The sequence below is a fragment of the Rothia sp. 18CD1-1 genome, assembly GCF_055285355.1.
In genome coordinates, this window is sequence record NZ_JBUZLI010000004.1 from 190,278 (window position 1) to 213,149 (window position 22,872).

Consider the following 22,872-nt stretch of genomic DNA (forward strand, 5'->3'; position numbering starts at 1 on the left):
CTCAAAACCTATACCGGCATAGATTCTACCCGGCACCGTTGCGGCCCAGCAGCTTTTCAAGCTGGGCAAAAGACTGCCCCCAGGCCGCTCTGGTCTGCCCGTGTACCGCAGGCGGCAGCGGCCCCTGCTCCACAATCACGGTGGTACCGGGCCCCACACCGTCAGCGGTCACCACCGTGCCGGGAACAAACCGTATCCTCCAACCAATCAGCTGAGAACTCGGCTGGCCGGCAGGGTCCGCAATCGCCTCGGTAAGCTCAAGCAGGTTATCGGTAATCAACTCAAACCGCAGATACACCGGAGAGACCACCCCCGGGGCCGACTCGTGCTCCATCACCAGTTGAATCCTACCTCCCCGGGCGGGTTCAAAAATAAAATTTTCCCGCCGAATACTCCACCCCGCGGGCGCGTACCAGCGCTGAAAAAGATCACCCGAAGTGAAGGCCGCCAGCAGCTCATCGGGTGGAACAGCGAAATCGTGTTCGACCCTCACCAGCTCGTCGCGAGCCACGGAATCAAGAGGGAAATCAGCCATCATCTAGCCTTTCTGCCCGGCAGACTTCTGAGAATAGTAGCTGCCCAAAAAATCGTCTTTGTAATCAAAATAGGTGCCCCGGTCGATAGCGGTGCGGGCATCATCGACCATCTTCACAATAAAACGCTCATTGTGAATAGAAGCAAGGGTCGCGCTCAACCGCTCGCCCGCCTTAAAAAGATGGTGCAGGTAAGCACGGCTATAGTGGGTGCAGGTATAGCAGTCACACCCGGAAAAGATAGGCGAAAAATCCGTTTTAAAACGGGCATTGGTCAGATTCACCCGACCACCCGGAGTATAAACCGCAGAATTACGGGCAACCCTGGTAGGCGACACACAGTCAAAAGTGTCCACCCCGTTTTCAATACCGGTAAAAATATCATCGGGCTCAGAAATCCCCAGCAGATGCCGGGGCTTATTCTCGGGTAGCTCCTCGGTACACCAGCGCACAATAGCCCCCAAATTCTCCTTCTCCAGGGCACCACCAATACCGAACCCGTCAAAAGGCATAGCCCCCAGATCCCGGCAAGCCTTCCGCCGGAGATCCTCATACTGGGCCCCCTGGATCACCCCAAAAAGCGCCTGATAGGGCCTGTCTGCCCGCTCGTCCGTCAACCGCTGATGCTCGGCAATACAGCGCAGAGCCCACCGCCGGGTACGCTCCAAGGCATGCTCCTGGTAGGCGCGCGAATTATAGAGAGTGGTCAGCTCATCAAAGGCAAACATAATATCCGCCCCGATCTTATGCTGAACCTGCATAGACACCTCGGGAGTGAAACGGTGCATCGAACCGTCGATATGCGATTTAAAGTTCACACCGTCATCATCGACATGCGCCATACGCTGCCGGCCACGGGCAACGTCATCATCACCAAGCGGCCTACCATCGGCACCGGTAGCCCGAGCAACCGTACCCATATCAATCACCTTTTTAAAACCGGAGCCCAGGCTCATCACCTGAAAACCACCGGAATCGGTGAGAGTAGGCCCCGACCAGTTCATAAAGGCCCCCAGACCCCCGGCGGAATCGAGCACATCGGGGCCCGGCTGCAAATAGAGATGGTAGGCGTTAGCAAGCAGAGCCTGGGCACCGAGTTCCTTCATCGACTCGGGCAAAACAGCCTTGACCGTGGCCTTAGTACCAACGGGGGTGAAAGCCGGTGTGGCAATATCGCCGTGCGGGGTACGAATAATACCGGTACGACCCCCAAACTCACCGCCGTTTTTATCAATACGGCTAGCCTCAACGCCGGTGGCGTCACGGAGACGAACACCGGGTTCAAAAGAGAAAGTGGGGTGAGAAAAATCAGTATCGAGCACGGGAACCATTCTACAGGGAAGGCCCCAGCCACCCTCCGGGGCAGTTCCTACACCACCGCTAACCCTCGGCCAACACCCGGGCGGCAGCCTCCAGCACCATCCATGCCTGCAACTGCGGAGAAAGCTCTACCGGGGCGGCAGGGCGCAGAGTATCCGAGGTATGTCTCACCACATTGGTCGAAAAGAGTACCGCAGACTCACCGCGAATCTCCCGCACATCGACCCCGGGCTCGTTGAGCGGCAGATCGGGATCGAACTCGCGGCGACCCTCCCAAAACACCTCTGCGGTATGAACCACCAGATTACCGGCACGCTCCCGCAGCTGCCCGGGAAGACTTTCGCTCAGAGCAACCTGCCCCAGGTAACGGGCCAGAATACCGGTAAACAGCCCGGCATCACCATCCCCCTGGGTCTTGAGCACCCGCAGAGTCTCGATAGCCGAAAGCTCAAAATCCTCTACAAAATGCCGCTCAATACCGTCTAGCACCGCAGCCACACGGGACGGCACATGAAACCCGAGAGAACCACCGGCCTCCTCGGCTTCTACCATGGCAGAAAGCACGGGCCCCTGATTATAGGTAAACATGCCCTCGGCTAACTCCACACCGTCACCGCGCAGGGCAAGACCGTCAAGATAAACCTGCCGTGCAGGGTCCCACAGGTACTCGTCGAGCCAGTTAATCAGCGAAGATGCCTGCCCCACCCGGTGCCCGCGCACAAAAGCGAGCGCGGTGGGTGCGGTGGCCGGAGTATTTTTAAAATCCTTCCGGGTAGACCAAAAAACACCACCACCCAGATCTGAGGTAGCCCCCCTCGCCAGCGCCCGATACAGGGCAGAACCCGCGTCTTGGGCCGATGCCTCACCGCGGCCACGCAGAAGCTCAGAAAGAGCGTTGAGACGGCCCGCCGCCAGGGTGAGCCAGGCCATGTCATCGTAGTAGGTGTTGGTGTAGACACCAAAATTGCGGGTTTTGATACCGCGCAGAATCTGCTGGGACAGTTCAAACCAGCGCATGGAGTTACGCGTGTCGTAGCTACGGTGCGCTCGCAATGAGGCATCGACAGCGCAGTCGAGCAGGTGAGCCTGCCACCAGAAATGCCAGTCGGTGAAGCGGGTGCGCATATCGCGGGGGTCGGGAACCCGGACAGCTCCAATGAGGGTGCCCGGCACACCGAGTGCTTTTCTTCCAAAACGACGGATAATGCTTCGTCCGGCAACCTCGGCACGGTTACCCATCTCTTGGGCGTGTTCGGCCCTCAGCAGCCGGAGGTCTTCGGGGCTGGGCTCGGTGCGGTGGGAATATCGGGTTGGCAATTCTGTCATGTCTTCCTCGGATATTGGGGTTTCCTCTTTTATGGTACCCGCGGTAGAGAGGGTCGGTCTTGGTAGGGTGCAGACCGGCTGGTGTTTATCCCCTTTTAAGGGGATAAATGATGCTGGATCTGTGAGGCATCGACCCCGGGGTGTAGGGCAAGCTGCCTGCGACTTTCAATACGGATGTTTTCCCCGGTCAGCGGGTGGGCGAACGTGAGGGATCGGGCTAGAAGCTGAAGAGGAAGCGCCGCTTCGTCGGCTGCCCGATTGATCACATGCGGGTACATGGTGTCACCAATAATGGGGCAACCGAGAAGATTCATGTGCGCTCGCAGCTGGTGGGTTTTCCCGGTGCGTGGACGGAGACGGAAGTAAGCGAGAGGCTCCCGCTGCCGCGGAAAACGCAGTAGCGGGTTGCTGGTACCGGAGGTGGGGAAACCCCGAGGCGGCCAAAAGATCGCGAGGGTCTCGACCAGTGACTCAGCGTTAGGCACGATTTTTAGTCTTCGGCAGTCGGCGGCACTGTGCTGCACCACCTGCATCACCGAGCGCTGTTTTTCAATACGGCTGAGTACCCTCACCCGAGAACCGGGGCCGCAGTGGGGTAGCGGGTGGGCAACCGCCTCGTAGCTCTTGTGCATCTGGCCCCGCTGGAACATGGTTTGCAGGGCACCGCGCGCACCCCTATTTTTGCTCAAGACCAGCACACCTGCGGTCGCCCGATCGAGCCTGTGAACGGGGCTGAGCTCGGGGTTGCTCTGGCTGACCCGAAGCTTGACCAGAGCGGTTTGGGCCACAAACATACCCCGCGGGGTGGTCGGTAAAAAGTGGGGCTTATCCACGGCAAGAATCCACTCGTCTTCGTAGAGAATAGGCAGATCAGAGGGCAGTTCAGGCTCGGGGCCAAGCTCCCGGTAGTACCAGATGACCTGACCCCCGATAAAGGGTGCCGACACCGGGAGGGGGCACCCGGTGCAATCGACGATCTCGCCGGCATCCATGCGGTCATAGAGATGCTGGGGGTCATGCGGGTAAAACCGTGCTACCAGATAGCTGGCCAGGGTGGGCTCACCGGCGTAGGGAAAAACTTCGGGAAGCCTCAGCTTGACCGGGTCAACCCCGGCTCGCTGGGGGAGGGGACCGGGTCGGGAACCGGCCTTGCGACGCGCCATATCTCTCCTTATACGACAGGGAATATTGTCATGATGGTGTAGGGAAAAACCGGGATATATGTGGGCTAGAGAGGGGACATATAGTCCCCCGGTCATCAATTTGTGACTGGCCTAATGGCTGGTAGAGTGGTGAAACCAGCCGCCATCGAGGCGACTTTTACACCGCCATCTACACCGATGGAAAGGAGAAGAAAATGTCAGCGCTCATCACATACCTTATCGTTTTTGCTCTGGTCGCGCTCGCAGCTCTCACCGCAGCGGCAACCACCGTTCAGCTCATTCGATCGGTCAGAGAATTCCGCATCGGATACAGGGAACCCGACGAACACCATAAGTTCCACTCAACACTCTAGCCCCCTATACCGCTCTTCTGATTCTCAGCCCCCTGGGTGTGGAGTAGAAGCCCGCCGCACACAAGCCCTCACGTAAACCGGCTAGAGGGTGCCGATCCTCGGCCGAATCCCCGCCGGCTAATGAGTCTCCGACAATATCTACCCCGTTGACCTTCTCGATAATAATTTTATCGGCCGCACCGCGCCGCACCAGCTCACCCAGGGCCAGGCCCGCAGCCCTGGCAGATGCGGCATCTGCGGCAAAGAGCAAAACGGTGCGCTCGCCGCGTTCCAGGTAGAGGGCTAGCCTTCCGTCGAGGAGTACAGTCACGGCACCGGCCTTCCGGCCCGGATGGTGCCCGGTAGACCGCTTTCGGACCGGACCTGTAGCATGAGCTACCTCGCTGTCCTCACCCCGGTTGAGGTCGGGCACCGCGGGCCAGGGCAGGGCGGACCCGTAGGGGTTAGCCGGATCGGTTGCCGCACACAGCAAAACTTTGTGCCGCTCACGACCAGAACCGGCAGCGTTTTCTTCATCCCTGGTATGGGCGCGGAGGAGGTCTACCGTGGTCGCGGTAGAGAACTGGGCTGCTCCTAGCCCCTCAATAAAATATCCGCGGCGGGCGAGACCTTTCTCCTCGGCCGCGGCCAGCACACGGTACACCGCGTTGAACCCTCCGGGAGTGTTCTCTGCGGCTACGGTTCCGCGAGTTAGCACCCCGTAGCGGTCAAGTAGCAGCTCAGCACGGGCAGAGGCTGCAAGGGTCGGTTCAAGATCCCGGGCAGAAACCCGCGACCAGCGGCCCGACTCACGGGGTGAAACCTGCTGCCCGACCCCGCTGGAGGAGGAAGCGGAGGAATATCCCGCCACCGCAAGCCGCCCCGCCCCGCGCCGCAGAGCAGACCGCGGTGACGCCGCAAGTCCCCGAACCCGGTGAGCCGAATGCGACCGGGTAATCCGGGCCCGCAGCGGCACCAAAGTATCGTTGGTGACCAGTCCGGCCCACACCAGCCTCCACAGGGCAGCAGAAACCTTTTCGGTGTTAGAATCGGTAGCCGCCTCATCGGTGGCAAGGGCTGCGCAAATCTGTGCAAAAAACATTCCCCCGCCGGCAAGCACCCGGTATATCGCGTGTTCGAGCGGCCCAAGACCCTCCAGGCGCTCTGCACGTTCACCTTCGGTGGGCAGGGTGAGTGCTGCCGACTCACTCAGATGCAGGCTCACCCAGCCATCGCCAGCGAGTTCACCCGCACCGGCCCAGAGCACCTCGCCCGAGCTCAGAACCCGGTCAAGCATCTGTGGTGAATAGTCGCTCACCCGCGAGCGCAGTATCAGCGGCTCCAGCGCGGAGGCGGGTAGGCGCACCCCCGCGAGCTGGTCGACGGCGGTGAGTAGGCCGTCCTCGCCGGCCAGCATATGCTGCTGGCGAGGGTGCAGTCGCACATCTTTCCCGCCGGCCCCCGCTCCCCGGCCCGTTTCTTCCTCGGCCACCTGCCAGTACTCCAGATGCTGCCAGTCAGAAAGAAAGCTTCCATAGACCTCCGGTGGAACCGGTTCAATATCGGCGCGCAGGGCAGCCAGCGACCGGGTGCGCAGGGTTCTCAAAACCCCGCTGTCAACCCACTCGGTTTCGGGGCCACAACCTCCCCCGCGAGATTGGGCGAACTCTACCCGCACATCCCGGGGAAGAAACTCTCCGGAGATCACCCGGTTCTCGCCGGCAAGAGTGTGTAGAGCAACCTCCGCAACCGCCCTGCCGCACCCCAGCGCTACCGCAACCTGGGAGGCAGTGAAGGGGGCATGCGTTTTGGCGTAGCGGCCTACCAGGTCCACCAGCGGCTGATCTGCGGGCTGAAGAAAAGCAAGGGGCACACCCGCGGGGAGGGGAACTCCCAGACCGTCACGGAGCCGAGCCGCGTCCTCGATAGCCGCAAAGTGTTCACTACCGTGCAGCTGGAAAACCAGGGCGCGGTTTTCAGCAACCAGCCCCAGGGCATGAGCACGGGCTTGATCGGGTGTGAGGATCTGTATCGGCTGACCATCCTCTGCAACACCGCCGCTGTCCTGCTCTAGCCTCCTACCCAGCTGCTCTGCGGTGAGCGGACCCAGCAGACGCAGCAGATCCGCGACACCCTCGCGACCCCGGTAACGGTAGCCGGCCAGGGTGTGCTGGAGACGGGCTTCGGTCTGCCGGATCACATCGGGGTCAAGAAGCTCGCGGAGTTCGGTTCGGCCTAAAAGCTCTGAGAGAAGCGCCGGGTCAAGGGAAAGCGCCGCCGCCCGCCGCTCGGCAAGAGGGGAATCACCCTCGTAGAGATACTGCGCCACATACCCAAAGAGCAGGGTGCGGGCAAAGGGTGAGGGGCTTTCGGTCTCCACCTCGGCCAGCCGCACCCCACCGGACTCGATCGCGCGGTGCAGATCGATGAGCGCCGGCATATCGTAAACATCCTGCAAACATTCGCGCACGGTCTCCAAAATTATGGGGAAATCCGGGAAGTCACGGGCAATATCAAGCAGCTGGGCACCCCGCTGCCGCTGCTGCCACAGAGGGGTGCGGCGGGCCAGATTGTAGCGCGGAAGTAGCAGGGCGCGGGCAGCATTTTCTCGGAACCGTGAGGCAAAGAGGGCCGACGACCCCACCTGCGAGGTCACAATATCTTCGAGCTGGTCGGTCTCAAAAAGAAAGAGGGATGCGCTCGGTGCGGTGTCGGCGGCGGGTATGCGCAGCACGATGCCGTCATCGGCAGCCATTACTGAGGCATCCACACCGTATATTTCCTGTACCCGCTGTCGTAGAGCTAGCGCCCAGGGGGCGTGCACCGGCATTCCCAAGGGGGAGTGCAGCACAAGCCGCCAGTCGCCCAGCTCGTCGCGAAAACGCTCAACCACCAGCTGCCTGTCCGTGGGTACTAGACCGGTTGCCTCCTGCTGTTCGCCTAGGTAGGCGATCAGGTTGTCGGTGGCCCACCTGTCAAGCCCGATCTCCTCCAGTTCTCGCTCAGCCCGGCCCCGCTTTCCGGCGAGGGCGGCGGTAAGACGGCGGCTAAAAGCCCCTACCGCCCGGCCCAGCTCCACGGGCCGACCCGGCCCCTCTCCGTGCCAGAAGGGCAGCTTTCCCGGCTGTCCGGGGGCGGGGGTGACCGATACCCGGTCATGGCTGATGTCCTCGATACGCCAGGAACTAGCACCCAGCGCAATCACGTCGCCTACCCGGGATTCGTAGACCATTTCCTCATCTAGTTCTCCCACCCGTTTGGGGGCGGGGGAATCGTCAGATCCCACGATATATACCGGGAAGAGGCCGCGGTCGGGTATGGTCCCACCCGAGGTGACCGCGATCCGCTGTGCACCGGGCCGACCCTCCAGGGTACCGGACTCACGGTCCCAGATGAGACGGGGCTTGAGCTCGGCAAACCGGTTTGAAGGGTACCGCCCCGAGAGAAGGTCGAGGGTTGTCTCAAAGACAGACTGCGGCAGAGTCGCAAAAGGTGCGGTGCGGCGCAGGGCCGTGAACCAGGCAGTGACATCGATGGGGCCCAGTGCGGCGGCGGCCACCGTCTGCTGGGCGAGAATATCCAGCGGATTAGCGGGTATGCGAAGGGGCTCGATATTGCCGGCGAGCATACGTTTAACGGTGACGGCTGCGGTGAGCAGGTCTCCGCGGTGCTTGGGGTAGAGAAAACCGTGTGAGGTTTGGCCCACCCGGTGGCCTGCGCGGCCGACCCGTTGAAGGCCCGATGCTACCGATGGCGGCGACTCCACCTGCACTACCAGGTCTACCGCGCCCATGTCGATGCCCAGTTCGAGCGAGCTGGTAGCGACCACGCAGCGTAGCTGGCCAGATTTAAGGGAGTCTTCGATGACTTCCCGCTGATCTTTGGAAACGGAGCCGTGGTGGGCGCGGGCCAGCGGGGCTGTTGCGCCGGCATTGTTCCCCCGCCGGGCCTCTTCCCGGGTCCGATGAATGTCGTTAAGTCGGGAGGTGAGTTTTTCGGTTAGGCCGCGGGAATTGGTAAAAACGATGGTTGAGCGATTTCTCTCGATGAGGTCAACGATTCGTTCTTCGATGTGGGGCCACAGCGAGGACCGTTGCCCGGGGGTCTCGTGTGCGGTCTGGGGTGTGGTGACGCCGGTTTTTGGCCTTTCGGCGGGGGCGGTTTCACGGTGGGTGTCGTCTGGGAAGATCCCGATAGCTGCTTCAAGGCTGTCGGTCGGTACCGGTTGCCGGGGTGCGGTAGCGGCCGCCGACCCGTCGGCGGGACCGCTAACGGTGTCAGGCAGGTGCGTCATATCGGGTACGGGCACCGATACCCTAAGCCGCCAGTCTTTCTGCGAGGGCGGGTGAACAATCTCCACCGGGGCTGCCCCACCTAGAAACCGGGCGACGGTTTCAACCGGCTCAACCGTCGCTGAGAGTCCTATCCGCTGGGCGGGTTTTTCCAGAATCTGGTCAAGACGTTCGAGGCTTACGGCCAGGTGGGCCCCGCGTTTGGTTCCGGCCACCGCGTGCACTTCGTCAACAATGATGGTGTTGATATTGTGCAGTGTTGACCGTGCCTGCGAGGTGAGCATGAGGTAGAGGGATTCGGGGGTGGTAATCAGTATGTCTGGCGGGTGTGAGATGAGGTGTCGCCGCTGTTTTGCCGGGGTGTCGCCGGAGCGTATGCCCACGGTGATCTCGGGTGGTTCGGTGCCCAGGCGGCGGGCGGTTTGGGCAATACCGATGAGCGGGCTGCGCAGATTGCGTTCCACGTCAACACCCAGGGCCTTGAGCGGAGATATATAGAGTATTGAGGTGCCCTGACCGGTGTGTTCGCTGCCGTGTAACCTGTCCAGGGCCCAGAGGAAGGCGGCCAGTGTTTTACCCGATCCGGTGGGGGCCACCACCAGCGCGTGTTTGCCCGCGGCGATAGCTTCCCAGGCGCCGGCCTGGGCGGGGGTCGGTTTGCTGAAGGCACCCGTAAACCATTCGCGGGTGGCGGGAGAAAAATTATCCAATGCATGGGCATGTTGACCGCTTGACACCCGTTCATTATCGCAGACGGGTGCAACCGGCGGGTCGATGAGATTGGTCTGGCGCGGTGGTGAGCCTGGCCGAGAGGGACCGAAAAGGGTTATATTCTCTGTGGAAACATAAACTATTACGGAGGAAAAATATGACCCCCGCACTGCCCCAAGAGGCCCTGAGTACTCTCTTTACTGATGCCCGCACCGTGAGCGCGTTCACGGATCGGGAGGTGACCGATTCCGATCTGGAGGCCATCTGGGACCTCACCAAAATGGGCCCCACCGCGTTTAACTCGCAACCGCTACGCGTTACTTTTTTGCGGTCGGAGCAGGCCCGTGCCCGTCTTCTTGACCACCTGGCCAGCACCAATCGGGAGAAGACCCGGAAAGCCCCGGTTACCGCCGTCCTCTCTTTTGATACCCGGTGGTCTGACCGTTTCCCCGAGTTTAATCCGCGGGCAGCCGAGCAGGGGGTTGCGGCAATGTTTGAGGGCTCCGAGCGTGAGGAGGCCCGTCACGCTGCCGGATACCAGTCGGCAAACATTGCGGCAGGATATTTTATTATGGCTGTTCGCGCCCTGGGGCTGGCGGCAGGCCCCATGACCGGGGCAGATTTTGCCGGGATCGACGCGGAGTTCTACCCCGATGGGGACCGGAAAGCCTTCATGGTGGTCAACATCGGTTACGGTGTTACCCCCAACTACCCGCGTAACCCACGGTTTGGTTTTGACCGGGCAGCTGAGGTGCTCTAGCCGCACACGGTTTCCCCGCAAATCTAGCGGCTGGCCCCTACCTGGCCCACGCTGAGCTGGGTGACAGCCGTGCTGCTACAGGCTTCGGCGGGAAAGGCGATCACGAAGGAGCTGGAGGCGCCGGGGATACCTACCCGGTACCCGGCCGCCGTGGTTGACTGGCAGGTTTGCGGGTCGTAGAGGCCGGCGCGGGTTTCGCGCAGGGTGGCTGTGGCTGAACCGCCCGGGTTGAGCACCCTGGCGGAGCCGGTCCACTCAGCGGCTTGCGCTGCCGCAGAACCGATCTGGTTGCCGGCTGCGTCAACATAGTTGACTGCCGGGTAGCCGTTCACGGTGCAGGGGCTTGAACCCGAGTTGGTGAAGGTCAGGTTGATATAGCGGGAGCCGGCCGCACCCCCGCCGTCGGCGACCTGGGCGGCAACATGGATTTGCCCGTAGTCGCAGGTGGGGGTTCCTACCGCGGTGGACGAGCTACCCTGGGTTTGCGGCGCATCTGTCTGCCCGCTGTTGTCGGTGTCCGGGGCGGATTGTTCGGCTGCCGGGTTCGAGGCGGAGTCGCCGCCGGGTGTCATCTCGGTTTCGGTCACCGTGGGCGTGACGAGCGTGGGGGAAGGTGCCACCGTGACGGCTGAGGCTGACGGCGTGGAGGCAGCCGTAGAGCTGGTTGTGGTGGCCGCGGGAGAGCTGTCCGGCTGATCTTGGGCGGATGAACAGCCGGCTAGCAGGAGCGCTGCGGAGCAGAAAAGGGCCGCGGCGCGAAGGTGTGAAATATTTAAGATACCCATGATCACATCCCGGGTTTGAGGGTTACGGTGGCTCCGTCCATGCCTTCAGCATATTCGGTTTGGCATGAGAGCCGGGAGTATTCGTTGGCTACATCGTCGACCATGTCGAGGAGGTCTTCTTCGGCTTCGGTTCGTTCACCGGCGGCCGGGTAGTGCTCGGGGTCGATGTAGGCGTGGCAGGTTGCGCAGGAGGCGTTACCTCCGCAGGTGGCAAGTACGGGGAACCTGTTTGCAAGCAGGGCGTCGAGCAGGGTTTGGTCTTCTTCCCAGACCGCGCTGCCCTCTTCTCCGTTTTCGTCGATAACTTTGATCGTAATGCTCACTGGCATGTTCTCCTTGGTGTTCTACGTTCTTTATAAATCTTAGGTGCTATCGGGTGCTTCTGCTGTTTGTCGGGGCACTCTCGGGTGTTTTATTTCTGGTTTGAGGTGGCGGTGTACCTGTTGAATCGGAGAGATTGTGCCCGGCGGGGCCGCAATCACAATCTAGTGTTCGGTCTTCTGCCAGGGGATGGCCGCATAGAGTGGAGGGCTCAGGAACCCGGCTAGCATGATGAGTATTCCGCCCATGATAAAGGCCAATCGGTAGCCGGTTTCTGCCATGAAGTCTGCGCCCAGGTGTGAGCCTAGCCAGGCGTAACATGCCCAGAGGGTGAGACCTACGGTGGAGGCGGCTTGAAATACAGCTGTGAATGCTGTTGATGTTCTGCCCAGGAGGGCCCGGGGCGTGAATTGAATTTTTGCCGCCTGAAAGAGGCCGGATACCAGCCCCAGGAACAGGCCCTCTCCGAAGGTGGTTAATAATACTGTCTCCCAGGTGGGAGCCACTCCTTTTGCCGCAAAGCATAGTCCAAAACCCGTATAGCAGGCACTTGGCCAAAGTCTCCAGCGGATTATTTTTCGTGTCCAGCCTGTAGAGAGGGAGCCGACTATTAGTCCGAGGGAGAGCGCGACGGTAAGCAGACCATAGTTTCCCACGTTCTGCCCGAGGGTGTCCGTAACAAAATAGATATCAAAGGACTCGCGTGCCCGATTACCGAGAGCTTCGGTAGTCATAAGAATGAGGATAATTCCGATGTGTTTAACATATGTGAGGGATCGTAGGCCCGTACGGTTAGTGCTTTTCTTTAATGATCTGGGAGATCTTTTTTGTGTTCCCGGTAAGCTACGGTAGCAGGAAAAGGAGGTGAGCAAACCCTGCCAGGCCAGGCGAGGGGTCCAGGAGACGCGGAGTCCATAGCTCCGTTTTTCTAGAACTCGATAGGCAGGGGTGAGCAACAGCGCGAGGCTAAGTGCTGTGATAACGCAGGCGATCCCGAGTCCCAGATACACGGATTGCTGTACAGCATAGGAGGCTGCCATGGGAGCGAGAAATACGGCGATGAGGCCGATACGAAAGTCGAGAGCGTAATAGTCGGTTCGGCGTTCTTGGGGAACGATATGTGAGATAAAGACGTCGATGGCACTGTTGTAGGTGCAGGTGCGTGCTGAGGTGAGCAGGTTGAGGAGGAATAGCACCCCCAAAGTGAGCCAGGGGAGCGCGGGATGAGATAGCGCTATTGTCAGGGCTAAGAGAGGGAACAGGATAAGGTTGGCACCGTGGACGGAAAGGAGAAGCCTGTAGGGCTTGAATCGATCCACTGTGGAGCCCACGTGTTTCATGATGAGAAAGATTGAAAGCCCCGTGATGGCTAAGAAGAATGTTGAAGTGGTGGCGGGATCCCACGCGGTTTGCGGAAGAAAGCCGACGGTGAGCCAGATAAAAGAGGCCATCGTCGCAAAGTTTGAGGAGAATGTTTCGAGTAGACCGATCGCGATCATCAGCTTGGCTTCACGGGCAACTCGGTACGAAGGGTTTCTATGGTTCTTCATCAAGGTCTAGTCCTAGTCTCACGCCCAACTCATCGAGCCTTCCTCCTTCAGCTAGGCCAAAATGCCAATCATGTTCGCTACGCTCTTGACAACAATCGTGTAGTCAACTTAAATAAAATCAATTAGGAGTACGTCGTTTGCGGACATGCTACCTCCTATTTACTTATTTGAACATGCCGGGCCTGGTCGCCCGGCATGTTTTTATGTTGGTACACTCCTACTGGGCGTTGAGCTGCCCTGTAAATACTCGACAGTGGATTCAGTAGGTGCGGCGTAGATGCCTTCTGGCTTCTCAACGGGTACGAAAAAAGCCCCTCCCCGGAGGGGGAAGGGCTTTCGTCTGTTGTGCGCCCGAAGGGATTCGAACCCCCAACCTTCTGATCCGTAGTCAGATGCTCTATCCGTTGAGCTACAGGCGCATCCTGCCTCGCGGTAATCCTGTAGAACCCGCTGTGGCAACAGCTAAAACTCTACACCGGAGCGTTCGATCCGCCAAATTAAAACCGGGTGAGCCTCATCTCACAGTCGCGGTTGTTTCCCGGTATGCCGCGTTGTGAGGGCGGGCTGTCCTCCGTTCCGGTGTCCGTGCCGTGTTGAGACGCGCAATATATTCGCAAATCCGGGTTGAGCAGCTAACCTGGTTCTATCACAAAGAAGTGAGCAGCCCCGGTTTCGCTCCCGCCCACTTCCCGGTGGGCGGCGTTTTTGCTTTCTGATCGCTGAGGGAGCGTGAGAAACTGGGATTGCATACGGTACAAAGATGTGCCGGGAAAACTCAACATCTAAGGGGAATCGTCAGATGACTGACCTTTCACATGACACTGTTTCTTCCGGGTTGTCCGCACAGGTGCAGCAGCAGCTTGAGCAGGCACCGACCCAATATGCGGCACTGGTTAACTGGGTGCGTGAGGTCGCGGAGCTCACCCAACCCGATTCAATCCACTGGGCGGATGGCTCGCAGCAGGAATACGACCGTCTTGCCGGCGAGCTGGTTGAGGCGGGGACATTCATCAAACTGTCCGACCACGAATTTCCCAACTCGTATGCGGCCTTCTCCGACCCCGACGATGTGGCGCGCGTCGAGGAAAGGACATTCATTTGCTCCGAGGAAGAGCGGGGGGCCGGCCCCACCAATAACTGGCGTGACCCGGTGCAGATGAAGGAAACACTGATAGAGCTCTACAGGGGTTCTATGAGGGGGCGCACCATGTATGTGATCCCCTTTGTGATGGGGTCTTTGGACGCGACAAACCCCCAGTACGGTGTGGAGATCACCGACTCTGCCTATGTGGTGTGCTCAATGCGGATTATGGCGACTATCGGCAGTCGGGTGCTGAAAAAGCTGTCCGATACCGAGGCTTTCTTTGTTAAAGCGCTGCACTCTGTGGGTGCCCCGCTAGCCCCCGGCCAGAGCGATGTACCCTGGCCCTGCAACCCAGAGAAATATATTGTGCACTTCCCCGAATCTCGGGAAATCTGGTCTTTTGGGTCCGGCTACGGGGGCAACGCCCTGCTGGGTAAAAAGTGCTATGCCCTGCGCATTGCCTCGGTACTGGGGCGCGACAACGGTTGGTTGGCCGAACACATGCTCATTCTCAAGGTCACCAATCCCGAAAACAAGACCCGCTATTTTTCCGCAGCCTTCCCGTCAGCCTGTGGCAAAACCAACTTTGCCATGATGGAACCCACCATTGAGGGGTGGAAAGCGGAGATGGTCGGCGATGATATTTCCTGGATTCGTTTTGACTCTGAGGGAAAACCGCGGGTGGTTAACCCCGAGACAGGCATGTTCGGTGTGGCCCCGGGGACGGGCTGGTCCACCAACCCCAACGCCATGCGCGCCATTGCCAAGGGCAACACGATTTTTACGAACGTTGCGCTGACCGATGACGGGTCGGTGTGGTGGGAGGGGAAAACCGAAGAAGCTCCCGCTCACCTGATCGACTGGCGGGGCCAGGAATGGGCCCCTGATTCCGGTCGCCCTGCGGCCCACCCGAATTCTCGTTTCTGCACCCCCATAGACCAGGTGGACATGCTTGCCCCCGAATTTTATGAGCCCGACGGGGTACCGCTGTCGGCCATTATCTTTGGTGGCCGCCGCAAGACAACTATCCCGCTGGTCTCTGAGGCTCAGTCCTGGGAGCAGGGCGTGTTTAGGGGGGTGACGCTCTCGTCTGAGACCACTGCCGCCGCTAAAGGCGCGGTGGGTGTGGTGCGCCGGGACCCCATGGCCATGCTTCCCTTTATCGGCTATAACGCCTCTGACTATTTCGGCCACTGGCTTGAAATGGGGCAGCGGCACGGGGAGGAGAACATGCCCGGGGTCTACTATGTCAACTGGTTCCGCCGCACCCCTGACGGTGGTTTTGCCTGGCCGGGATTTGGTGAAAACTCTCGTGTGGTGAAGTGGATTTTCGAGCGGCTTGAGGGGAAGGCGGGAGGAGAGGAGACCCTCTTGGGGCTGGTGCCCCGTCAAGAGGATCTCGACCTGGACGGGCTGGATATTTCTGATGCTGAAATTGAGGCGGCGCTGGCGGTTAACCTGAATGAGCTGGAGGAAGAGCTCGCAGGTATTGACCGGTGGCTGGAAGAGTTCGGGGAGGACCTTCCCAGCCCTGTCCGTGATCAGCGCGATCAGCTGGCGCAGCGTATTGCGCAGGCTAGAGCTGATGCCTGAAACAGATAGCTGATAAACCGCGTGTTGCGGGTTCACACGATGGCGGTAGTGCGATTGCTTGCATTACCGCCATCGTGTGGGCTGTAGGGGAGTTTTTGCCATACAATAGTTGATTGACTTTGAAGTCTTGGGGAATGAGCCACATGGATCGAGAGCTATCTCAAAGAACACTCGCATTTGAAGGGAAATATCATAGTGGAGAAGTTGCTTCATGTTGAAAATCTGACCAAGTCCCACGAGCAGTTGCGCGCGCTTAAAGGTGTTGACCTTGAGGTAAACCGGGGCGAAATTTTGGGGTTGCTCGGCGAAAATGGGGCGGGTAAATCCACCTTCATTTCGATTCTCGGAGGCTGGGATACCGCCGATTCCGGCACGATGGTTCTTGCCGGCGAACCCTATAAGCCGGCCGACCCCGAGGAGGCGCTTGCCGCCGGCGTGGGCTCTATCCGGCAGAAATTTAAGGTGGATCCCGAGCTGACCGTGGCCCAGGCAATCTTCCGATCGAGCAGGCACCACCGTGACGAAGAGGCCAAAATGAGCCGGGCTACCGAGCTTCTACACGAGGCGGGGCTGGACATCGACGCGGAGGCCAAGATGGGTGATCTGGTGCGCGCCGAGCAGGCGCTGGTCGAGGTGATCCGGCTGGAAGCCGAGGAAACCCAGCTGGTGCTCATGGATGAGGTCGCGGCAACCTTCAACGATTACGAGATTTTTCAGTTCCACGAGATGACCCGCCGCCTGGCATCCGAGGGGCGGACGGTTATTTATATTACCCACCGGCTCGATGAGATCCGCTCGCTGGCCGACCGTGCCGTGATCCTCGATGAGGGCCTCATCTCCCACGAGATTGTTCCGGGCCATATGAGCGCGAAGGAAATAGCTTTCAAGATATTTCACCGCGATATACCTATGGGTTCGCGGCCCGAGGACTTCATGTCTGAAGATGACAAACTGGTGGTTCAGGGGCTCAATACCGCTGACGGGTTTTTGAAGGATGTTTCTTTCTCGGTGGGCCAGGGCGAGGTGTTTGGTCTGACCGGGCTTCGACGCTCGGGTATTAACGAGGTCGCCTCAGCCCTGGTCGGTGTTACCGACGCATCGTATGCGTCTCTGCGTATTCTGGGCGAGGAGGTTACCATTTCTTCGCCCGAGGATTCTGTCAAGCACGGCATAGGTTACCTCTCCGACGACGATGACGAGCTGGGGCTGGTCAGCGAGCGTTCGATCGCCAAAACACTGCTGGCCGATGACGAGCAGGAGGGCGGCTTTGTGCACGAGGTTTCTGCCCTGCGAGAGGTTGCCCGGCAGATCCAGAAGATGAATATTAAGACCACGAATATTCAGGCAGAGGTGGGCAAGCTTTCCGGCGGGGACCAGCAGAAGGTTGCGCTCGCACGCTGGATTGCCGCAGACTGCGAGATCCTTATTTTCAACCATCCCACCCGCGGGATCGATATGAGCGCAAAGAGCGAGATCTATAAGATGTTTCGGGAGCTTACCGCCCGGGGTATGTCTATTATTATGATCGGCTCGGACATGAGCGAGCTGATTGAGCTGTGTAACCGTATCGGTGTGATGCATGAGGGGAGGCTGGTGTCTATCCAGGAGAATAAGATAGCCACCGAGGACACCCTGATGGAGGCGGCTTTTGGGGAATAGCCGGTAGGTAGCGGAGGTTATTCCGCTTATCCTCTACGAAGGTGGCGGGTGAACCGGAATCGGTTCACCCGCCACCTTCGTATGTTGCGGTAATAAAAATTTAGATCGAGATACGGGAGGCGATAACGTTGAGCTTGTGGCGGGCCAGGGCGAGGTTGGCGGTGTTGCGGTCAAGAACCAGGTACACGAATAGCCCCGCGGTGTCGGAGGTGTTGAGCACGTTGATGAGGTGGTACTGGTCAGTGAGCGTGATCATGATATCTTCGATGGTGCTGTCGACCCCTAGATCAGCCATGGTTTTAAGTTTGGCGCGCACCACATTGGAGTTGCCTGCCGCGGCGACGGTGAGATCGAACCCCGGGTTACCGCCCGAGGCCAGGGCCATGCCGGATGCGATATCGACCAGTGCGGCGCCGTTGGCCCCCTCGATGGTGAGTAGCTCTTGGATGGAAGCGTCAAGAGTAGACATAGTCTGTGTCTGTCCTTTTCTTACTAGTTGAGTGATAAATAAATGTGCAAACCCTGTCGGCGGAGCAGCCATCTATCCGTGCTGTTCCGTCACCCAAGGCGCGTGAGGATCGGGGTAGGTGGAGTCCTTTAGACGACCTCCATATTACTCTCAAGTAAGTTTATTTTAAAAACACATGGTGCCTGTACCGAGATGTATTCGGTGTGCTGCGGGCGGTGTTGCGTTGGGGCAGGTCGGTAAAACACGGGTGTAGGTTTCTTGCCCTGACCCCGTCGCGTAGACTTAAAGGTGCCACCGCTGTGTGGGCTAACGGTATGTATAGATCAGGAAATCGGGGTGAGGAGGGTATGAGGCTAACAGCTTTCTCTGATGTCTCTTTACGCATCATGATGCTTCTTGCTGCATCCAAGGAGCAGAAACTATCGACACAGGCTATCGCTCAAGCTATTGGAACCCCCTATAACCATGTGGCAAAGTCCGTTGCTTTTTTATCTCACCGGGGGTGGGTGGAAGCAACGCGCGGACGATCCGGCGGGGTGGCGCTATCCGGTGAGGGCCACCGGGTGACCGTGGGGCAGATCCTCCGTATTACCGAGGGCGATGTTCCCATGATCGAGTGCGAGAGTCACGAGGGTAACTGCCCCCTTGACTACGCCTGCCGTTTACGTTTCTCTTTGAGCAGGGCACGGGAAGCTTTCTTAAAAGAACTGGATCCGGTGGTGGTTTCCCAGTTGCCTACGGAGAAGCAGATGGGGCCGGTTTTTGTTGAGCTGGGTCTGGGGCCGCTGGCTCAAACAAAGAAACTTGCTTCTGCCTAGCCGGGATCTGCGCGGTTGAGCGGGCGATACCGGGCAAATATAATTCGCATAATATATGCTATATTTGTGGGTGGTTTAATAACAGACTGTCACTAAGGAGAAGCAGTCCATGCTTTCTGAGAAATCCCGCCCCGTTATCGAAGCCACCCTCGGCACCGTCGCCGAACGCATGCCCCACATCACCCCCGATTTCTACCGGCGCATGTTTGAGGCCCGGCCCGACCTTCTCGACGGCATGTTCTCCCGCTCCTCACAGCTGGAGGGAACCCAGCCCCAGGCGCTGGCCAACTCCATCGTGATTTTTGCCGACTACATCTTTAACAACCCCGATAAATACCCCGATGAGGTTCTGGCCAGGGTCGCTCACAAACACGCCTCCCTAGGGTTGCGGGAAGACGAATACCCGACCGTTTACACGTACCTCTTTGAGGCTATTGCCGCTGATCTTGGCGATGTCTGCACCCCCGAGGTCGCTGAAGCATGGACAGAGGTCTACTGGCTCATGGCCAATGCCCTGATTACCCTGGAAAAAGGGCTCTACAGCCGGCAGGCAAACACCACCATGCACGCTCCCTTCACGCTGGTAGATCGCAGCGAAACCGGGGACAGGGTTGTTGTCCTCACCTTTGAGCCGGCCGATAATACCCCGATGACCGAGGCGCAGGCGGGCCAGTACATCACGCTGATCACCGAGGCGGAAGACGGTCTGCGGCAGCCCCGCCAGTACACCCTCCTTCCCGCGGAGAAAAACCAGCGTCGGATAGCTATCAAACTCGACCCCGACGGTGAAATGACCAAGCGTCACCACGCCCTTGTGCCCGGGGATATCGTAGAAATCTCCAACCCCTACGGCGACATAACCCTCGGTGGCTTTGGCGATGACGGCAGCGGCCCCCTCTACCTTTTTTCCGCGGGTATCGGGGTGACCCCCATGATTGCGTTCCTCAGTGAGCTAGTGGCCGGAAACTCCGACCGCCAGGTGGTGGTGGTGCACGCCGACCGTAGCACCAACAGTTGGCCGCTACGTACAGAGATGAGCGAACTGGTCGGCAAACTCTCCAATGCTCGGCTGGTATCTTTCCTTGAAGACGGTTCGGGAGATTTTGAGGGACACGTTGAGGTTTCCCGGCTTGAGGTTCCCTCCCAGGCCGCCGTCTATCTGTGCGGTCCGCTAGGGTTTATGAAAAATGTGCGGTCACAGCTGGTTGAGGCCGGTGTTCCCGGCGCTCATATCCGGTATGAAATTTTTGGCCCCGACCAGTGGATGCTGCGCGATACGGCCCGGGTCGCCTAAAACCTCACATACGGTAGCACGATCGGAGTATCACAAACACAAACCGCGGTGAGCCCCGCGGCAGCCAGTTGGTTGCCGCGGGGCTCACTCTTTCTTCATCTGGGTCTTCTATCGGGTGCTATCCGCGCACGATGGACAGGATACGGTCACGCACCCGTTCCATGGTCTGCGCATCGGAGGCTTCAAGATTGAGCCGTAGGAAAGGCTCGGTGTTGGAGGGGCGCAGGTTGGCCCACCACCCCTCCTCCCTGTTCTCAAAGGTGGTGCCGTCCATCTCTGAGACCTCCACGCTGTCGCCGAGTTCCTCCCGCACGCGGGCGATAGCGGCATCTTTGTCTTTCACCTCGGAGTTAATCTCACCGGGGGAGAAGTAGGGGGAGTAGTGTGCGCTGATCTCGGAGAGCGGTTTTGAGGACGACCCCAGTACAGCCAGCACGTGCATGGCTGCAAGCATACCGGTGTCGGCGTTAAAGAAGTCTTTGAAATAGTAGTGGGCCGAGTGCTCACCGCCGAACACGCCGCCCTCGGCCGCCATGACAGCTTTAATAAAGGAATGCCCGACACGGGTTTTGACCGCCCGGCCACCCAGTTTTTCCACGAGCTCGGGTACAGCCTTGGAGGTAATCAGGTTGTAAATAATGGTAGGTTCGTCGTTTCCCTCTGCCCGTGCCCGGGCAATCTCGCGCTTGGCAACAATTGCGGTAATAGCGGAGGGAGAGACCGGCTGTCCCAGCTCATCGACCACAAAGCAGCGGTCGGCGTCACCGTCGAATGCCAGACCCAGATCTGCCCCGTGCTCAACTACCGCTTTTTGTAGATCAACCAGGTTGGCGGGTTCTAGCGGGTTAGCGGGGTGGTTGGGGAAGGTTCCATCGAGCTCAAAATAGAGCGGAATGATTTCAAGGGGCAGACCGGGAAGAATCGAATCCCCCAGCACGGCCGGGGTGGTCATACCGCCCATACCGTTGCCGGCGTCAACCACCACTTTGAGGGGGCGGATGGTTGAGAGGTCTACAAGATTGCGTAGGTATTCGCTGTAGTCTTTGAGGAAATCCCTGCGTGCCACGGTGCCGGTTTTTTCTGCCTGCGGGATACCCTCGGCAAGGTATTTCTGCGCGAGGTCGCGCACCCGGTACAGTCCGGTCTCCGATGAAATCGGTACGGCACCGGCTTGAGACAGCTTCATGCCGTTGTATTCTGCCGGGTTGTGCGAGGCGGTGAAGGTGGCGCCCGCCGCGTTTTCTACACCGCAGGCGAAATAGAGCTCGTCGGTGGAGACCAGCCCGATCGTGAGCACATCCGCCCCGCGGGCAGTAGCGCCCTCGGTGAATGCCTGAATGAAAGCGGGGCCCGAGGGGCGCATATCGGAACCGACGAGGACCTTCTCGCCGGCAAGCCCTAGGACGTCTACAAAGGCGGCAGCGGTGGCGCGCACGGTTTCTTCTGTGATGGTCTCACCCACGATGCCACGAACATCGTAGGCTTTAAAAGATGCGGTCAAATCTATAGTGTTCACGAAAACATAGTCTATCCTGCCGTGTTTCATTTATCTTTATCCGCGGGTGTTTATGGTGTTAAACACTGGATTCTCGGTTTGGGATGGTCGGTCAAAAAAATCTGCAATGTGGTTGGATAAAGGTATGGGTGAAATTTTTCGACTGAACAACCAGATACAAAACTATGCCTGGGGTTCGCGCACGGTTTTGGCAAGGATGCGCGGTCATGAGTTTCCCACAGTCCAGCCCGAGGCAGAGCTGTGGGTGGGGGCGCACCCGGCTGCCCCATCTACGGTGGAACTGGGTTCATCCACGGTGTCACTGGCCGATATGGTTACCACCGACCCTCAGCGGGTGCTCCCCGCGCGCAGATCAACCGACTGGTTTCCTTTTCTTCTCAAAATTTTGGCCATTGACGCACCCCTGTCTATCCAGGTGCACCCCGACAGTCGGTCGGCGGCTGCCGGTTTTGCAGCGGAGGAGGCGGCGGGAATTTCACCCGATGACCCCGCCCGCACCTACCGGGACCCCTACTCCAAGCCGGAGACCGTGATAGCGCTGGAACCCATGCAGATTTTGACGGGTGTGCGCCCTCCCGATCAGCTGGCAGAACTGGCAGCCGCACTTGATTTGCCCTGGCTGCGGAAGCTTCTGCCGGGGAGGGGGGCAAGAGAGCTTTTGACCGCGATCATCCGTATGCCGGATACCGCTGCGGCGGAGGCGGTCCGCATGACCGTGGGGCGGGCAGCAGTCGCCCGCCCCACCCTTGAGAAAGGTTCTGTTTCAGCCGGGGTTGCCGACATGATTGTCGTCATCGACGGGAAACACCCCGGTGACCGTGGTCTGCTGGTGGCCGTGATCATGAACCTGCTCTCCCTTGCCCCCGGCGACTCTGTTTTTACCCCCGCCGGGCAGGTGCACGCCTACCTGTCGGGTACCGCCGTGGAGATTATGAACCCCTCAGATAACGTGCTGAGGGCCGGGCTGACCCCCAAACACGTGGACCCTGAGGAGCTGGTGCGGGTCTTGAGTACAAACCAGTCGCCCCCGCGCATTCAGCGGGCTAACCCCGACGGGGGACCTACGGGTGTTTTTACCACCTGGGATGAGCGGCTGACCGTTACCCGTTTGCGACTGACCGGTGAAAGCTGCCGGATCACCCTGGAGGGGACAGCGGCGGTCCTGAGTGTTGCCGGTAGCATGACCTTCTGTGCCGGTGCCGAGCGTTTTAGCCTGGCACCTACCGAGTCACTGCTTCATGTCGGGGAGCCCGTTGCGGCTACCGTGACCGGCACCGGCGAGGCCTATATCGCCGCCTACACGTGAAACCCACCCGGGCCCGGGGCGACAACGTCACAACAACGAT

General features: G+C 59.4%; 17 protein-coding genes and 1 tRNA gene. 7 read left to right on the forward strand and 11 right to left on the reverse strand.

Annotation, left to right across the window (positions count from 1 at the left end):
• Positions 1–25: 25 nt before the first annotated feature.
• The 4 genes from ACS1BR_RS05105 to ACS1BR_RS05120 all read right to left on the reverse strand — a co-directional run bounded on the left by ACS1BR_RS05105 (position 26) and on the right by ACS1BR_RS05120 (position 4,342).
• The gene (locus ACS1BR_RS05105) at positions 26–538 is read right to left on the reverse strand and encodes an SRPBCC family protein (protein ID WP_463560698.1); all 513 of its coding nucleotides are present in this window, start codon (positions 536–538) and stop codon (positions 26–28) included.
• Positions 539–1,864, reverse strand: a complete 1,326-nt coding sequence (gene tgt, locus ACS1BR_RS05110) for a tRNA guanosine(34) transglycosylase Tgt (protein ID WP_463560701.1) — start codon at positions 1,862–1,864, stop codon at positions 539–541.
• A gap of 49 nt (positions 1,865–1,913) precedes the next feature.
• The gene (locus tag ACS1BR_RS05115; RefSeq protein WP_463560704.1) at positions 1,914–3,179 is read right to left on the reverse strand and encodes a glycoside hydrolase family 76 protein; all 1,266 of its coding nucleotides are present in this window, start codon (positions 3,177–3,179) and stop codon (positions 1,914–1,916) included.
• A gap of 95 nt (positions 3,180–3,274) precedes the next feature.
• Complete coding sequence (locus ACS1BR_RS05120; RefSeq protein ID WP_463560706.1) at positions 3,275–4,342, reverse strand: pseudouridine synthase; 1,068 nt, start codon at positions 4,340–4,342, stop codon at positions 3,275–3,277.
• Positions 4,343–4,536: 194 nt separating this feature from the next.
• Here ACS1BR_RS05120 and ACS1BR_RS05125 point away from each other — a divergent pair, with 194 nt between their 5' ends.
• The gene (locus ACS1BR_RS05125; RefSeq protein ID WP_463560708.1) at positions 4,537–4,695 is read left to right on the forward strand and encodes a hypothetical protein; all 159 of its coding nucleotides are present in this window, start codon (positions 4,537–4,539) and stop codon (positions 4,693–4,695) included.
• A gap of 4 nt (positions 4,696–4,699) precedes the next feature.
• On the opposite strand, the gene ACS1BR_RS05130 is transcribed toward ACS1BR_RS05125, so the two are convergent.
• Complete coding sequence (locus ACS1BR_RS05130; RefSeq protein ID WP_463560710.1) at positions 4,700–9,703, reverse strand: DEAD/DEAH box helicase; 5,004 nt, start codon at positions 9,701–9,703, stop codon at positions 4,700–4,702.
• Positions 9,704–9,834: 131 nt separating this feature from the next.
• On the opposite strand from ACS1BR_RS05130, the gene ACS1BR_RS05135 reads away from it, so the two are divergent.
• Positions 9,835–10,437, forward strand: coding sequence for a malonic semialdehyde reductase (locus tag ACS1BR_RS05135; protein WP_463560712.1), 603 nt, complete (start codon positions 9,835–9,837; stop codon positions 10,435–10,437).
• Positions 10,438–10,460: 23 nt separating this feature from the next.
• Here ACS1BR_RS05135 and ACS1BR_RS05140 read toward each other — a convergent pair whose 3' ends face one another.
• From ACS1BR_RS05140 to ACS1BR_RS05155, 4 genes are all read right to left on the reverse strand, one after another.
• On the reverse strand, positions 10,461–11,222 hold the full coding sequence (locus ACS1BR_RS05140) for a DUF4232 domain-containing protein (RefSeq protein WP_463560714.1): 762 nt from the start codon (positions 11,220–11,222) through the stop codon (positions 10,461–10,463).
• A gap of 2 nt (positions 11,223–11,224) precedes the next feature.
• On the reverse strand, positions 11,225–11,551 hold the full coding sequence (locus ACS1BR_RS05145) for a 2Fe-2S iron-sulfur cluster-binding protein (RefSeq protein ID WP_463560716.1): 327 nt from the start codon (positions 11,549–11,551) through the stop codon (positions 11,225–11,227).
• A gap of 156 nt (positions 11,552–11,707) precedes the next feature.
• Positions 11,708–13,093, reverse strand: coding sequence for an MFS transporter (locus ACS1BR_RS05150; RefSeq protein WP_463560718.1), 1,386 nt, complete (start codon positions 13,091–13,093; stop codon positions 11,708–11,710).
• Between the two features lie 346 nt (positions 13,094–13,439).
• A tRNA-Arg gene (locus ACS1BR_RS05155) sits at positions 13,440–13,512 on the reverse strand.
• Positions 13,513–13,892: 380 nt separating this feature from the next.
• On the opposite strand from ACS1BR_RS05155, the gene ACS1BR_RS05160 reads away from it, so the two are divergent.
• Entirely contained in the window at positions 13,893–15,770 is a 1,878-nt protein-coding gene (locus ACS1BR_RS05160) for a phosphoenolpyruvate carboxykinase (GTP) (protein ID WP_463560719.1), read from the forward strand.
• 195 nt (positions 15,771–15,965) lie between these two features.
• A complete protein-coding gene (locus tag ACS1BR_RS05165) occupies positions 15,966–17,429 on the forward strand; it encodes a sugar ABC transporter ATP-binding protein (protein ID WP_463560721.1) in 1,464 nt (487 codons plus the stop codon).
• A gap of 100 nt (positions 17,430–17,529) precedes the next feature.
• On the opposite strand, the gene ACS1BR_RS05170 is transcribed toward ACS1BR_RS05165, so the two are convergent.
• A complete protein-coding gene (locus ACS1BR_RS05170; RefSeq protein ID WP_463560722.1) occupies positions 17,530–17,898 on the reverse strand; it encodes a hypothetical protein in 369 nt (122 codons plus the stop codon).
• Between the two features lie 347 nt (positions 17,899–18,245).
• Here ACS1BR_RS05170 and ACS1BR_RS05175 point away from each other — a divergent pair, with 347 nt between their 5' ends.
• Both ACS1BR_RS05175 and ACS1BR_RS05180 read left to right on the forward strand, forming a co-directional pair.
• The gene (locus ACS1BR_RS05175) at positions 18,246–18,716 is read left to right on the forward strand and encodes an RrF2 family transcriptional regulator (RefSeq protein WP_463560724.1); all 471 of its coding nucleotides are present in this window, start codon (positions 18,246–18,248) and stop codon (positions 18,714–18,716) included.
• A 109-nt stretch (positions 18,717–18,825) separates the two neighbouring features.
• Positions 18,826–20,010, forward strand: a complete 1,185-nt coding sequence (locus ACS1BR_RS05180; protein WP_463560725.1) for a globin domain-containing protein — start codon at positions 18,826–18,828, stop codon at positions 20,008–20,010.
• Between the two features lie 118 nt (positions 20,011–20,128).
• On the opposite strand, the gene ACS1BR_RS05185 is transcribed toward ACS1BR_RS05180, so the two are convergent.
• Complete coding sequence (locus tag ACS1BR_RS05185; protein WP_463560726.1) at positions 20,129–21,526, reverse strand: phosphomannomutase/phosphoglucomutase; 1,398 nt, start codon at positions 21,524–21,526, stop codon at positions 20,129–20,131.
• Positions 21,527–21,650: 124 nt separating this feature from the next.
• On the opposite strand from ACS1BR_RS05185, the gene manA reads away from it, so the two are divergent.
• Positions 21,651–22,832 carry a mannose-6-phosphate isomerase, class I gene (manA, locus tag ACS1BR_RS05190; protein ID WP_463560727.1) on the forward strand — a complete coding sequence of 394 codons (1,182 nt, stop codon included), beginning with the start codon at positions 21,651–21,653 and terminating at the stop codon, positions 22,830–22,832.
• Positions 22,833–22,872 lie beyond the last annotated feature (40 nt).

Excerpts from the sequence above, each read along its gene's own strand:
- ACS1BR_RS05180 (WP_463560725.1), top strand. The coding sequence starts at position 18,826 with ATGCTTTCTGAGAAATCCCGCCCCGTTATCGAAGCCACCCTCGGCACC.
- tgt (WP_463560701.1), bottom strand. The coding sequence starts at position 1,864 with ATGGTTCCCGTGCTCGATACTGATTTTTCTCACCCCACTTTCTCTTTT.
- manA (WP_463560727.1), top strand. The coding sequence starts at position 21,651 with ATGGGTGAAATTTTTCGACTGAACAACCAGATACAAAACTATGCCTGG.
- ACS1BR_RS05125 (WP_463560708.1), top strand. The coding sequence starts at position 4,537 with ATGTCAGCGCTCATCACATACCTTATCGTTTTTGCTCTGGTCGCGCTC.
- ACS1BR_RS05115 (WP_463560704.1), bottom strand. The coding sequence starts at position 3,179 with ATGACAGAATTGCCAACCCGATATTCCCACCGCACCGAGCCCAGCCCC.
- ACS1BR_RS05150 (WP_463560718.1), bottom strand. The coding sequence starts at position 13,093 with ATGAAGAACCATAGAAACCCTTCGTACCGAGTTGCCCGTGAAGCCAAG.
- ACS1BR_RS05160 (WP_463560719.1), top strand. The coding sequence starts at position 13,893 with ATGACTGACCTTTCACATGACACTGTTTCTTCCGGGTTGTCCGCACAG.
- ACS1BR_RS05140 (WP_463560714.1), bottom strand. The coding sequence starts at position 11,222 with ATGGGTATCTTAAATATTTCACACCTTCGCGCCGCGGCCCTTTTCTGC.
- ACS1BR_RS05170 (WP_463560722.1), bottom strand. The coding sequence starts at position 17,898 with ATGTCTACTCTTGACGCTTCCATCCAAGAGCTACTCACCATCGAGGGG.
- ACS1BR_RS05120 (WP_463560706.1), bottom strand. The coding sequence starts at position 4,342 with ATGGCGCGTCGCAAGGCCGGTTCCCGACCCGGTCCCCTCCCCCAGCGA.
- ACS1BR_RS05145 (WP_463560716.1), bottom strand. The coding sequence starts at position 11,551 with ATGCCAGTGAGCATTACGATCAAAGTTATCGACGAAAACGGAGAAGAG.
- ACS1BR_RS05135 (WP_463560712.1), top strand. The coding sequence starts at position 9,835 with ATGACCCCCGCACTGCCCCAAGAGGCCCTGAGTACTCTCTTTACTGAT.
- ACS1BR_RS05175 (WP_463560724.1), top strand. The coding sequence starts at position 18,246 with ATGAGGCTAACAGCTTTCTCTGATGTCTCTTTACGCATCATGATGCTT.
- ACS1BR_RS05105 (WP_463560698.1), bottom strand. The coding sequence starts at position 538 with ATGATGGCTGATTTCCCTCTTGATTCCGTGGCTCGCGACGAGCTGGTG.